Source organism: uncultured Lentibacter sp. (assembly GCF_937123735.1).
Taxonomy (GTDB): Bacteria; Pseudomonadota; Alphaproteobacteria; order Rhodobacterales; family Rhodobacteraceae; genus Lentibacter.
The window spans coordinates 235,172-248,208 of record NZ_CAKZKL010000028.1 but is presented as its reverse complement, the minus strand read 5'-3'; the positions used below and the strand labels follow the sequence as shown (position 1 = coordinate 248,208).

Here is a 13,037-nt window from a genome sequence, read left to right as displayed (position 1 = left end):
GTAAATAGACTTGCCCGAGCGGCGCACGCTCGGGTTAACAAAGTCTTAATTTTGTTTTATTTCAGAGCCTTAAAAGCCAGCCTTGTCGCGCAAAAACGCCAGCGCAACTGACAGGCCATCCTGAGCGATCCCGTGGCCCGTGCCCTTCATGATATGCGCATAGACCTCTTTGAAGCCCGCAACCTGAAGCGCCTGCGCGGCTTCCGGCAAGCTCTGGGGCAAGACGACATCATCCTGATCCCCATGCACCAGCAAGATCGGGGGCTTGCTCAACGCCGCCTCGCCAAGCTCCTCCGGCGCAAGCAATCGGCCCGAAAACGCCACAATCCCGGCCAGCTCCTCCTCGCGGCGCGGCGCAACATGCAGCGCCATCATCGTGCCCTGGCTGAAGCCGAATAGGGCCATCTGCTCGGGCAACAAGTCTTCCTCCACCAAAATACCGTCCAGAAAAGCGTTCAGATCCTCGGCTGCCGCCATCATGCCGCGCTCGGCCTCCTCTTCGGAGGAGCCGTCAATCCAGGGAATCGGAAACCACTGAAACCCCATCGGCGCACCGGCACAGGCCTCCGGCGCATCGGGCGCCACAAACAAGGTGTCCGGCAAATGCTCGCCCAACGGGTCGGCCAGCCCGAGCAAATCGGCGCCGTTCGCCCCGTATCCATGTAAAAAGACAACGACGGATCGGGTCTCGCCGGAAACCGGCTCTCTTCGGTTGGCTTGCAATGCGCGTGTCATAGGGTCCCCTCACGGTCTTTGATTTCTTTGTAATAGGCCCAGAGCAGCCGCGCCGCAACCGCTCTCCAAGGAGACCAGCGCTCAGCCATCTGGCTCATCTGGCGCTCCTTGGGCCGCTCTGCAAGCCCGTACAGCAGCCGCGCCGCTTCCTGAAGCGCCAAATCCCCGGGCGCAAAGACATCCGCCCGCCCGAGGCTGAACATCGCATAAATCTGCGCCGTCCAGACACCAATGCCCCGCACAGCCACCAGCCGCTTGATCACAGCCTCGCTTGGCAGGCTGCGCAGCGCCGCAAAGTCGATATCCGCCGCCGCCAGCGCCTTGGCATATGCCGCCTTTTGCCGGCTCAGCCCCAGCGCCTGCAAGTCCTCAAGTCCCATGCACGCCACAGCGTGGGGCCTGTCACAGCCCGCCGCCTGCAAACGCCCCCAGATCGCGCGGGCACTCGCCACACTCACCTGCTGGCTGACAATCGCATTCAAAAGGGCCGCAAAGCCCTCCGGCTTCAAGCGCAGCGGCAACGGCCCGGTCGCACCATAGGCCTCTGCAAGGCGCGCATCCTGTGCCACAAGCCATGCCGCACCCTCGGCCACACAGCCCGCACCAGAGATGACACGCTCATCCATCGGCGCGCTCATGCGCCCTTGGGAAAGACAAAACACCTATCACGCCGGATTGTGAGCCAAAGCGGCTTGCCCACACTGGGCAAAAAAACATTCGGCACCGTCACGCGCAGCTTGGAGCCGTCATGGTCCATGCGAAATTCCACAAGGCTCTCGTTGCCCATGAACCGCGCGCGCTCCACCACCCCGCGCGCCGCCGTGCCATCTTGCGGCGTCGGGTTGGGCCCACGCCCCTCGCGGTCAAAATCAATCTTGAAGTGCTGCGGGCGGATGACAATTTCAACCTCCTGCCCGTCCGCCACGCCCGGCGCCAGAAACTGCCCAAACGGCGTCTGCGTCAAAGCCCCACGCACCGTGCCTTCTATCACGTTGATATCGCTAAAAAAGCCAACAGCCTGCTTGTCCACAGGGGCGTTGTAAATATTGTAAGGCGCACCGCGCTGCACAATCCGCCCCTGGCGCATGAGCGCAATCTCATCTGCCATGCGCATGGCTTCGTCCGGCTCGTGGGTCACCAGCAAAACCCCCGTATCCTCCTGCTTGAGCACATCCAGGGTTTCGTCGCGGATCTCGTCGCGCAAACGGTTGTCCAGCCCCGAAAAAGGCTCATCCATCAGCATCAGCCGCGGCCGCGGGGCCAAGGCGCGCGCCAGCGCCACCCGCTGCTGCTCCCCGCCCGAAAGCTCGTGCGGATAGCTCTCCTCAAAGCGCGCCAACCCCACCCGCGCCAAAAGCTCACGCACCCGCTTGGTTTTTTCCTCGCGCCTGCCCGACAGGCCAAAAGCCACATTCTCGGCCACGCTCAAATGTGGAAACAGGGCAAAATCCTGAAACATCAGCCCCGTGTGCCGCCGCTCGGGAGGCACCCGAAACACCGTGTCGCAAATCAGCTGACCATCGACAAAAATCTCGCCACTGTCCTGCATGTCCACGCCCGCAATCATCCGCAGCGTGGTCGATTTCCCGCAGCCCGAAGGCCCCAAAAGACAGGTCACCTGCCCAGGCTGGATCGTGAGCGACACATCATCCACCACAACGCGCCCCTCAAAGGCGCGCTTGAGATTGCGCACATCAAGCCGCGGAGGTGTCTGCATCAGAGGATCTGCCTTTTGCTCTCAAACTCAGGGTATCCGATGATTTTCATCGGGATTAAGCCAGTCCTACCAGCCCCGCGCGCGCCTCGCAAGCCAAGCGCGGGCCACTTCCAGACACAGCTCTTTCTTATTGCTACAAATATCCAAATCCCGACAGCGCCCCAAGCGCTCCGGAGTGCGTCAAGCGCCCCTGGCGGGCGCGGCCCGAAGGGGCGCGCCCGCCCCCCCGCGATGCCGCAGGCAGCGCAAAACCTTAAGCAGATGCCGCAGGCAGCGCAAAGCCTGATGTCGGTGCCAAAGGCCGCGCAAAGCCTCAGATCTCGTCATCCCATTTTATTGGCTCTGCATCCGGGTCAGGCTTGCCAATCCCCTTGAACAGCCCCTTGAACGGCAAGATCCAGATCATCCCAAGCGCCACATAAACGACCAGCTCGATCAGCAAGGGCAAGCGCCCGACAAGCGCCTCAAGCCAGTTCACAGCCGTGACAGCCAGCACAATATAGACCGGCATCCCAATGACCAGCACCAGAACAGCCAGCCAGCGGCGCGCTTTGAAACTCAGCGAGTCAAACATCCGCTCAATCCGCAAACGGGTCGGTGACAAGGATCGTGTCGTCACGCTCCGGGCTTGTGCTCAAAAGCGCCACCGGGCAGTCGATCAGCTCTTCCACGCGGCGCACATATTTGATCGCCTCCGCAGGCAGATCAGCCCAGGAGCGCGCGCCCTCGGTGCTCTCGCTCCAGCCCTTCATCTCCTCATAGATCGGCGTGCAGCGCGCCTGCGCTTCCGCGGCGGTCGGCAGATAGTCCAGCCGCTCACCGTCCAGCTCGTAGCCGACACAGATCTTGAGCGTCTCAAAACCGTCGAGCACATCCAGCTTGGTGAGCGAAATCCCGTTCACACCGCTGGTCGCGCAGGTCTGGCGCACAAGACAAGCGTCAAACCAGCCGCAGCGACGCTTGCGCCCCGTGGTTGTGCCAAATTCATGGCCGCGCTCGCCCAGCCGCTGGCCGTCCGCATCCTCCAGTTCGGTGGGGAAAGGCCCCTCGCCCACGCGGGTGGTATAGGCTTTCACAATCCCCAGCACAAAATCAATGCTGCCAGGGCCAATGCCCACCCCCGTCGCCGCCTGCCCCGCAATCACATTGGAAGAGGTCACAAAAGGATATGTGCCGAAGTCGATGTCCAGAAGCGCGCCCTGCGCCCCCTCAAACAAGATGCGCTTGCCGGCCTTGCGCTTTTCGTTGAGCACTTTCCAGACAGGCGCGGCATAGGGCAAAATCTGCGGCGCAATCGCCTTGAGCGCGGCAATCAGCCCGTCACGGTCCACAGGCGCAATGCCAAGGCCCTTGCGCAGCGGGTCATGGTGCTGCAACGCGCGGTCCACCCGCGCAATCAGCGTGGCCTCATCGGCCAGGTCTGCCACCCGCACAGCGCGCCGGCCCACCTTGTCTTCATAGCACGGGCCAATGCCCCGCCCCGTCGTGCCGATCTTCGTGCCCTTGCTCGCGGCCTCTTCGCGCGCGCGGTCCAGCTCGCCGTGAATCGGCAGAATGAGCGGCGTGTTTTCGGCAATCATCAGCGTCTCGGGGCTGATCTCTACCCCCTGCGCGCGCACCGTCTCGATCTCGTTCAGAAGGTGCCAAGGGTCCAGAACAACCCCGTTGCCAATCACCGAGAGCTTGCCGCCGCGCACCACACCCGAAGGCAGTGCATGCAGCTTATATACCTTGCCATCAATGACAAGCGTATGGCCCGCATTGTGCCCGCCCTGAAAGCGCGCAATCACATCTGCGCGCTCGCTCAGCCAGTCTACAATCTTGCCCTTGCCCTCGTCGCCCCATTGTGCGCCGACAACCACCACATTCGCCATACCGGCCCCCTTGGTTTCGCTGCGAGTTCTCTGTCAAACCCGCGCTCGTATATACGGCTGCGCGCGTGGGCGAAACTGCAAATTCGCCGCAGCGCCAAAGAAGCGGCCAAAATCAGTAGCGCGCCGCCGCCAAACCCGGTTGCGCCGCTCAAATGAGCGCCATGCGCTCGGCGCGCTCCGCATCGGGAAAGGGGCGATACAAGGCAATATCCACCTCCCCCACCATCTGGTGCACGGTGGTGTAGAGCCGTTCAATCTGCTCATCTGCGGTGCCGGTAAAGCGAAAGGCGCGGTCCAGCTGGGTCATGTCTTCCACCTCGATCTGAAGCAGGAAATCCCGCGCTCGAGGCGCGCCAAAGCCAAGCTTGCGCCGGCACAGATGCCACGACAGGATCGCCCCATGCGCTTTGAGATGCGCCATCCAGCTGTCTACGGCCGCCGCAAAGGCCAGTGCTTTGGCCGTGTCGCGCAGATCAATCGAGCAGTGATAAAGGTTCATGATAGGTCGTCTCTCCCTGTTCCTGTTCCCAGAGGGTGGCACAAAGAAGTTCCCAATCCGTTAAGCCGCGCACTGCCGCAGGGCCAAAACCTGTTAAAAAATCATGAACGCGCCCGCGCCTGCGTGCGCTGAATTGATGAATTTTTCCTGAACACATCCGGTTTTGCCCGGTGCACGCCCGGTGCACGCGATGTGCACGCGTTTCACCCCCCCGCTGGCGGGCCGCCCGGCCCTGTTAACCATGCGCTGCGCAGCGTTAAGCCGATGGTAATCTTGTTTTGCACCCGTCTTGCGCCCGTTTTGCACCCGGCCAGGCCAAGATCACGGGTTGCGCGCCTTGGGCAGTTGCCCTAAAACCCGCCCAGACCAGTCTCAGGCATCGGACATTTCATGGAAAACGTCGTTCTTATCGTCCATCTCTTTTTGGCTTTGGCGCTCATTGGCGTGGTGCTTTTGCAGCGCTCTGAAGGCGGTGGGCTGGGCATGGGCGGCGGTGGCGGCAGTGTCTCTGGGCGCGCAGCGGCAACCGCCATGGGCAAGCTCACCTGGATTCTGGCCATTGCCTTTATTTGCACCTCCATTTCGCTGACCATCATCGCGGCGCAGAAATCAGCCGGCGGCTCGGTGATCGACCGCCTCGGCGATGTCACAGTGCCCGAGCCCGAGGCCGCGCCGGCCAGCGCTGACACGCTGTTGCCCCCCGCCGAAGGGGATGACGCGCCGCTGGTGCCCTCGGCCGACTGACCACAACACATTGCCCCGGCGCGAATAATTGCAACATTATGTTGCGGCTGCATTGCCAAGTCGGGGCGAATCTACTATCACTCAAATCCCGTGATGATGCGGTCTTTACAGGCCGCCTCTGAGCATTTTTGAGCGAAAACCAAAAGCTTTCACGGGGGTCCTTCCAACATGGCACGCTATATTTTTATCACGGGCGGTGTGGTCTCCTCGCTGGGCAAGGGGCTGGCCTCGGCCGCGCTTGGCGCGCTCTTGCAGGCCCGTGGCTTTTCCGTGCGGTTGCGCAAACTTGACCCCTATCTCAATGTTGATCCGGGCACGATGTCGCCCTTTGAGCACGGCGAGGTTTTCGTGACAGATGACGGGGCGGAAACCGACCTTGATCTGGGCCATTACGAGCGCTTCACAGGCGTCGCCGCGCGCAAGACAGACTCGGTCTCCTCCGGGCGCGTCTACTCCACCGTGCTCGAAAAAGAGCGCCGCGGCGATTATCTGGGCAAAACCATTCAGGTCATCCCCCATGTCACCAATGAAATCAAAGACTTCATAGGCATCGGTGATGACGAGGTCGATTTCATGCTCTGTGAAATCGGTGGCACGGTGGGCGATATCGAGGGCCTCCCCTTCTTTGAAGCGATTCGCCAGTTTTCCCAGGAGCGCCCGCGCGGACAGTGCATTTTCATGCACTTAACCCTTTTGCCCTATCTTGCGGCGTCCGGCGAATTGAAGACAAAACCGACCCAACACTCCGTCAAGGAGCTGCGCTCCATCGGTCTTCAACCGGATGTGCTGGTCTGCCGCTCCGAGCAGATCATCCCCGAAAAAGAGCGCGCCAAAATCGCGCTCTTTTGCAACGTGCGCCCCGAGGCGGTGATTCCCGCCTATGATCTGAGCTCGATCTACGAGGCGCCGCTGGCCTATCATCAGGTCGGCCTTGACCAGGCGGTGCTGGATGCCTTCCAGATCAGCCCTGCGCCCAAGCCCGAGCTGAAAGTCTGGGAGGATGTGAAAGAGCGCATCACCCATACCGACGGCGCGGTGAATATCGCCATCGTCGGCAAATATACGCAGCTTGAAGACGCCTATAAGTCGATCAAGGAAGCGCTCATGCACGGCGGCATGGCCAACCGTGTGAAAGTAAATGTCGACTGGGTCGATGCCGAAGTTTTCGATAAGGGCGATGCCGCGCCCCACCTTGAAGGCTACCACGCGATCCTCGTGCCCGGCGGCTTTGGCGAGCGCGGCACAGAGGGCAAGATCAAAGCGGCGCAGTTCGCCCGCGAGCGCAAAGTGCCCTATCTCGGCATCTGCCTCGGGATGCAAATGGCGGTCATCGAAGCCGCGCGCAACGTGGCCAAGATCAAAGACGCCGGCTCAGAGGAGTTTGACCATGAAGCCGGTAAAAAGCGTTTTGAACCAGTGGTTTACCACTTGAAAGAATGGGTGCAAGGCAACTACACCGTCACCCGCAAAGAGAGCGACGACAAAGGCGGAACCATGCGCCTTGGCGCCTATGACGCCACCTTGTCTCAGGGCTCCAAAGTGGCGCAGGTCTATGGTGGCACAGCCATCGAAGAGCGCCACCGCCACCGCTATGAAGTCGATGTCAAATACCGCGACCAGCTCGAAGCTTGCGGCCTGAAATTCTCCGGGATGTCGCCCGATGGCCGCCTGCCCGAGATCGTGGAATGGTCCGATCACCCGTGGTTCATCGGCGTGCAGTTCCACCCGGAGCTCAAGTCCAAGCCCTTCGCACCGCATCCGCTATTTGCCGATTTCGTGCGTGCCGCTGTTGAGACATCAAGGCTGGTATAGGCCGCGTAAGGCTTGACTGGCAGAGCCTTTCGCCGCAGCCTCGCAGGCCAAACGGGAGAAAAAACCATGACCAAAGCCTATTGGGTTGCCCATGTCGATGTCGCAGATCCGCAAGTCTACGAGAAATACAAAGCCGCCAACGCCGCCCCTTTTGCCGAGTTCGGCGCGCGCTTTCTGGTGCGCGGCGGTGAGCAGCAGGTGCGTGAGGGCTCTGTGCGCAGCCGCACCGTTGTGATCGAATTTCCAAGCTACGAGGCCGCCGTGGCCTGCTATGAAAGCCCCGCCTATCAAGCCGCCATCGACATCCGCAAGGCGGTTTCTGAGGGTGATATGGTGATCGTCAAGGGCTATGACGGCTAAGCAGCCCGCACCCAAAGCGCAAACACGACCTCAGAAGGCAGATAGTCAATGATAAAATCTCTTCTCAAGACCCTGTTTTCAAAAGAGGATGTCAGTTTCTCCGACGCAGAAGCCCGCTTGGCGCTCGCGGCTCTTCTGGTGCGGGTTGCACGGGCTGATTTTGAGTATGACGCGCGCGAGGTGGCCCGGATCGACCAGATCCTGACAGAGCGTTACGGGTTTGATCTGCCCGCCGCTCAGGCGTTGCGCCGCGAGGCCGAAGCGCTGGAGGCCGAGGCCCCTGACACGGTGCGCTTCACCCGGGTGATCAAAGACGCCGTGCCCTATGAAGAGCGCTCCGCCGTGATCCAAGCGCTCTGGTCGGTCGTGCTCGCCGATGCGCAGCGCGACCAACATGAAGACGCGCTCTTGCGCATGGTGGCCAACCTGCTTGGTGTGTCTGATCGCGACAGCCATCTGGCCCGCCAGCGCGCCACAGAAGCGCCTTCACGCTGATCTGCAATCAAAACTCTTGCGCTGATGGGGGGGCTTCTGGCATCTTGCCTCAAGATTTGATCAAATTATGGCGCCCCCATGCAACCCGACCTAAGCTCCCTTCGCATTGCAGCCTCCGACCTCAACGGCAGGATGCGCGGCAAGCGCTTGCCCGCCGATTACATGCGCAAAGTCGAGAACGGCGCCGTGCGGATGCCGCTGTCTGTGCTCAATGTCGACATCTGGGGCGCCGACATCGACAACAACCCGCTGGTGTTTGAAACAGGCGACCGCGACGGCTACATGCAGCCCACGGGGCGCGGCGCAGTGCCCATGCCCTGGCTGTCGGATGACGCCTACCTCATGCCCGCCACCATGCTCAAAGAAGACCAGACCCCCTTTGAGGGCGATCCGCGCCGTGCGCTTGAGCGGGTGCTGGAGCGCTATGCCGCACGCGGCTGGGAGGTGCGCGCCGCGGCGGAGATGGAGTTTTATCTGGTGGATGATTCCGGTGATGTCCCCGTCCCGGTGAAAAACCCGCGCACAGGCCGCCCGCTTGTCGGGGCCAATATCCTCTCGCTCGCCGAGCTGGATGCCTTTGAGCCCTTTTTCAACGCGCTTTACCGCGCCTGTGATGTGATGGATATCCCCGCCCAAACCGCCATCAGCGAAGTCGGCACCGGCCAGTTTGAGATCGATATCAACCACCGTGATGCGCTGGAAGCCGCCGACAACGCCTGGCTTTTCAAATCCATGGTCAAGGGCATTGCCCGACTGCACAACATGGCCGCCACCTTCATGCCCAAGCCCTTTGCGGCAGATGCGGGCACCGGGCTGCATGTGCATTTTTCGGTGGTCGACAGTGCCGGGCAAAATGTGTTCGACGATGGCAGCGAGACAGGCAACGACACCCTGCGCCACGCGGTGGCAGGCTGCCTTGAGGCCATGCGCGCCTCAACGCTGGTCTTTGCGCCCCATGGCCCAAGCTATGACCGTATCGTGCCGGGCGAGCACGCGCCCATTTCCGTCTGCTGGGGCTATGAAAACCGCACCGCCGCCATCCGCATTCCCGCGGGCCCGCCGGCCGGGCGGCGCATTGAACACCGCATTGCCGGGGGCGACACCAACATCTACCTGCATCTCGCAGCCGTTCTGGGCGCGGCGATGGACGGGATCGAGCGCCAAGCCGAGCCGCCCGCCCCCATCACCGGCAACGCCTATGAGGGAAATCACCCCGAGCTGGTGACAAATTGGGCCGATGCCATAGAGCTGTTTGAGACAGACCCGCTCATCGCCCGGATCTTCCACCCGCGGCTGGTTGAGAACCTTGTGATGACAAAGCGCCAGGAGCTGCGCCTGCTGGCCGACATCCCCGCCGACGAGCACTGGAAGACATATCTAGAAACCGTGTAAGCCCCTCTTGCTTTGGCCCTTGGCGCGCAATAGGCTGAGTTTGATCAAATAGGTGACCCATGAAAATTGGTATTTTGCAAACAGGCCATGCGCCTGACGAGCTTCTGAAAACAGAAGGCGATTACGACGCCATGTTCCGCGCCCTGCTTGCTGGCGAGGGCTTCACATTTGAAACATTCAACGTGGTCGACGGCCAGTTCCCCGAGGGGGCCGATATGGCCGAGGCCTGGCTCATCACCGGCTCAAAGCACGGCGCCTATGAGGATCACCCCTGGATTGCGCCGCTAGAAGCGCTCATCCGCGAGATCGCGGCCGCAGGCCAGCCGCTTGTCGGGGTCTGCTTTGGCCATCAGATCATCGCTCAGGCGCTTGGCGGCAAGGTCGAGAAATTCGCAGGCGGCTGGGCCGTCGGGCGGCAGACCTATACCATCGAGGGCAAAGCGCTCTCCATCAATGCCTGGCACCAGGATCAGGTCGTTGCACTGCCGCCAAACACCCGCGTGCTGGGGGGCAACGCCTTTTGCGAAAACGCTGTGCTGATGATCGGCGAGCGCATTCTCACCATTCAGCCTCACCCCGAGTTTGGCGCAGGCGTCATCCGCGGGTTGATCGAACACCGTGGCGGAGCCGTGCCACCGGCGCAGATCGCAGAAGCGAAATCTGCACTGCAATCCCCGACACAGCGCGGGGCCTTCCGCGACATGATGGTGGCCCACCTCAAACGCCAGACAGCAGAGGCCACAGCATGAGCGACGACTGGACAAAGGGCCTCCCCGAGGCCGCGCAAGCCTACCTCGAAGGGCGGCGGCTGGACGAGGTCGAATGCATCATCTCCGACCTGCCGGGAATCGCCCGGGGCAAGGCCGTGCCGGCCAGCAAGTTCAAACGGCAGACCTATTTTCACCTGCCCGACAGCATCTTTTATCAAACCATCACAGGCGATTGGGGGGAAGCTGCGGGCGATGATGGCTTCATCGAACGTGACATGATCCTCAAGCCCGACATGGACACCGCCACCGCCGCCCCTTGGACCGGCGACTGGACCTTGCAAGTCATCCATGACGCCTATGACCGCAAGAACAACCCGATCGAATTTGCCCCGCGCAACGTGCTCAAGCGCGTGGTCGAGCTGTATCGCAAGCAAGGGCTGGAGCCGGTGGTCGCGCCCGAGATGGAGTTCTTTCTCGTGGCCCGCAACATTGACCCGGCCAAGAAAATCGAGCCGATGATGGGCCGCTCCGGCCGCCCGGCCGCCGCCCGTCAGGCCTATTCCATGACAGCTGTAGACGAGTTCGGCCCGGTGATAGATGACATCTATGATTTCGCCGAGGCCCAGGGTTTTGAGATCGACGGCATCACCCAGGAAGGCGGCGCGGGCCAGCTCGAGATCAACCTGCTCCATGGCGACCCTGTGAAGCTCGCCGATGAGGTCTTCTTCTTCAAACGGCTGATCCGCGAGGCGGCGCTGCGCCATGATTGCTTCGCGACCTTCATGGCCAAACCGATTGCCGATGAGCCGGGCTCGGCCATGCACATCCACCATTCGGTGCTCGACAAGGAGAGCGGGCAGAATATCTTTTCCGGCCCACAGGGCGGGGAGACAGATGCATTCTTCCATTTTATCGCAGGGCTGCAAAACCACTTGCCGGCGGCCATTGCGGTGATCGCCCCCTATGTAAACTCCTATCGCCGCTACGTGCGCGACCACGCCGCGCCCATCAATCTTGAATGGGGCCGCGACAACCGCACCACAGGCATCCGCGTTCCCCTGTCCAGCCCCTCGGCACGGCGGGTTGAAAACCGTCTTGCCGGCATGGATTGCAACCCCTATCTGGGCATAGCCGCCTCACTTGCCTGCGGCCTTATTGGCCTCAACGAGGAAAAGCGCCCGGACAAGCAGTTCAAAGGCGATGCCTATGAGGGCGATGAGGACATCCCGCGCGAAATGGGGGCCGCTTTGGATCTGTTTGATGACAGCAGCGCGCTCCATGAAATTCTCGGCCCCGAGTTCGCCCGGGTCTATTCCATTGTCAAACGCGCCGAATATGAAGAGTTTCTCGGCGTCATTTCGCCCTGGGAGCGAGAACATTTGCTGCTCAACGTATGAACCTGCTCTATTCAAACGATAAAAAAGGCGCCTTCCCGCCCAGTTGGTATGCCGCCACAGCGCCTGCGCGCACCCCCGCCGCCCCGCTGAAGGGCACGGCGCGCGCCGATGTCTGTGTTGTGGGCGCAGGCTTCACCGGGCTCTCCGCGGCGCTGCATCTGGCTGAGCGCGGCTATTCTGTGGCCCTCATCGAGGCGCATAAAGCCGGGTTTGGCGCCTCCGGGCGCAACGGGGGCCAGCTCGGCTCCGGCCAGCGCCAAGAGCAGACTCAGCTTGAAAAAATGGTCGGCCCGGAGGATGCGCTCAAGCTCTGGCAGCTCGCCGAAGAGGCCAAAGACCTCGTCAAACATCTGATCAAAAAGCACAAAATCGACTGTGATCTGAAACCCGGCATCGCCCATGCCGGCTTCAGCGCCTCCGAGCGGGCCCATGAACACGCCTATGTTGCGCATTTGCAAACCCGCTATGGCTATGACCAAATCGAGGCGCTTAGCCCCGAAGAGCTGCACGCAATCTGCCCCTCACCGCGCTATCAGGGCGGCTCGCTTGATATGGGTGCGGCCCATCTGCACCCGCTCAACTTCGCCATTGGCCTCGCACGCGCCTGTGAAGCGGCGGGGGTCACCTTCTATGAAAACACCCATGTGCAGGCCATCAAGGAAGGCCCCAAAGCCGAGGTCCGCTGTGACACAGGCCGCGTGCTGGCCGACCATGTCATCCTCGCCGCCAACGGATACCTCGGCGGGCTCAACCGCCGCGTCGCGGGCCGCGTCATGCCGATCAACAATTTCATCATTGCCACCGAGCCTCTGGGCGAAGATGCCGCCCGCGTGCTCACCCGCGACATCGCCGTGGCCGACAGCAAATTCGTGGTCAACTACTTCCGTCTGAGTGCGGACAACCGCCTGCTCTTTGGCGGCGGTGAAAGCTATGGCTACCGCTTCCCTGACATCGACAAAACCGTGCGCAAACCCATGGCCGACATCTTCCCGCACCTCAAAAACGTGCGCTTTGATCACGCATGGGGCGGCACCCTCGCCATCACCATGAAGCGCCTGCCCTATCTCGCCCGCGTCGGTCAAAACATCCTCTCCGCCTCGGGCTACTCGGGCCACGGTGTGGGCACAGCCACCCACGCCGGCAAACTCATGGCCGAGGCCATCGCCGGCCAATCGGCGGGCTTTGACACCATGGCGCGCATCCCAAACACGCCCTTCCCGGGCGGGCCAGCCCTGCGCACCCCGCTGCTCACACTCGCCATGACATGGTATGCCCTGCGCGACCGCCTCGGCGTCTGACTGC

The 13,037-nt window shown here is 61.8% G+C and carries 14 protein-coding genes; 8 read left to right on the top strand and 6 right to left on the bottom strand.

Features of this window, described 5'->3' with window-relative positions; translation table 11 throughout:
• Positions 1-69 precede the first annotated feature (69 nt).
• The 6 genes from Q0478_RS08640 to Q0478_RS08615 form a co-directional block, all read right to left on the bottom strand.
• Positions 70-735: an alpha/beta fold hydrolase gene (locus Q0478_RS08640; protein ID WP_298678369.1), complete on the bottom strand. Its 666-nt coding sequence runs from the start codon at positions 733-735 to the stop codon at positions 70-72.
• Positions 732-1,373, bottom strand: a complete 642-nt coding sequence (locus Q0478_RS08635) for a DNA-3-methyladenine glycosylase 2 family protein (protein WP_298678368.1) — start codon at positions 1,371-1,373, stop codon at positions 732-734. Before Q0478_RS08635 ends, Q0478_RS08640 begins: the two co-directional genes overlap by 4 nt.
• The gene (locus Q0478_RS08630) at positions 1,370-2,452 is read right to left on the bottom strand and encodes an ABC transporter ATP-binding protein (RefSeq protein WP_298678367.1); all 1,083 of its coding nucleotides are present in this window, start codon (positions 2,450-2,452) and stop codon (positions 1,370-1,372) included. The genes Q0478_RS08635 and Q0478_RS08630 overlap by 4 nt, the downstream gene beginning before the upstream one ends.
• Before the next feature lie 313 nt (positions 2,453-2,765).
• Positions 2,766-3,026 carry a DUF2842 domain-containing protein gene (locus Q0478_RS08625; RefSeq protein WP_298678366.1) on the bottom strand — a complete coding sequence of 87 codons (261 nt, stop codon included), beginning with the start codon at positions 3,024-3,026 and terminating at the stop codon, positions 2,766-2,768.
• Between the two features lie 4 nt (positions 3,027-3,030).
• Entirely contained in the window at positions 3,031-4,326 is a 1,296-nt protein-coding gene (locus Q0478_RS08620) for an adenylosuccinate synthase (RefSeq protein ID WP_298678364.1), read from the bottom strand.
• A 148-nt stretch (positions 4,327-4,474) separates the two neighbouring features.
• Complete coding sequence (locus Q0478_RS08615; RefSeq protein ID WP_298678361.1) at positions 4,475-4,825, bottom strand: DUF6614 family protein; 351 nt, start codon at positions 4,823-4,825, stop codon at positions 4,475-4,477.
• Between the two features lie 390 nt (positions 4,826-5,215).
• On the opposite strand from Q0478_RS08615, the gene secG reads away from it, so the two are divergent.
• The 8 genes from secG to Q0478_RS08575 all read left to right on the top strand — a co-directional run bounded on the left by secG (position 5,216) and on the right by Q0478_RS08575 (position 13,033).
• Positions 5,216-5,569 (top strand): preprotein translocase subunit SecG, encoded by a 354-nt coding sequence (gene secG / locus Q0478_RS08610; RefSeq protein WP_298678360.1) that lies wholly within the window; start codon positions 5,216-5,218, stop codon positions 5,567-5,569.
• A gap of 168 nt (positions 5,570-5,737) precedes the next feature.
• On the top strand, positions 5,738-7,381 hold the full coding sequence (locus Q0478_RS08605) for a CTP synthase (RefSeq protein ID WP_298678358.1): 1,644 nt from the start codon (positions 5,738-5,740) through the stop codon (positions 7,379-7,381).
• A gap of 66 nt (positions 7,382-7,447) precedes the next feature.
• Positions 7,448-7,741 (top strand): DUF1330 domain-containing protein, encoded by a 294-nt coding sequence (locus Q0478_RS08600; RefSeq protein ID WP_298678356.1) that lies wholly within the window; start codon positions 7,448-7,450, stop codon positions 7,739-7,741.
• A gap of 48 nt (positions 7,742-7,789) precedes the next feature.
• A complete protein-coding gene (locus Q0478_RS08595; RefSeq protein WP_298678354.1) occupies positions 7,790-8,236 on the top strand; it encodes a TerB family tellurite resistance protein in 447 nt (148 codons plus the stop codon).
• Between the two features lie 78 nt (positions 8,237-8,314).
• Entirely contained in the window at positions 8,315-9,628 is a 1,314-nt protein-coding gene (locus Q0478_RS08590) for a glutamine synthetase family protein (protein ID WP_298678352.1), read from the top strand.
• Positions 9,629-9,687: 59 nt separating this feature from the next.
• The gene (locus tag Q0478_RS08585) at positions 9,688-10,377 is read left to right on the top strand and encodes a type 1 glutamine amidotransferase (RefSeq protein WP_298678350.1); all 690 of its coding nucleotides are present in this window, start codon (positions 9,688-9,690) and stop codon (positions 10,375-10,377) included.
• Positions 10,374-11,735, top strand: coding sequence for a glutamine synthetase family protein (locus tag Q0478_RS08580; RefSeq protein WP_298678348.1), 1,362 nt, complete (start codon positions 10,374-10,376; stop codon positions 11,733-11,735). Before Q0478_RS08585 ends, Q0478_RS08580 begins: the two co-directional genes overlap by 4 nt.
• Positions 11,732-13,033 (top strand): FAD-binding oxidoreductase, encoded by a 1,302-nt coding sequence (locus Q0478_RS08575; protein ID WP_298678346.1) that lies wholly within the window; start codon positions 11,732-11,734, stop codon positions 13,031-13,033. The genes Q0478_RS08580 and Q0478_RS08575 overlap by 4 nt, the downstream gene beginning before the upstream one ends.
• The last annotated feature ends 4 nt before the right edge of the window (positions 13,034-13,037 follow it).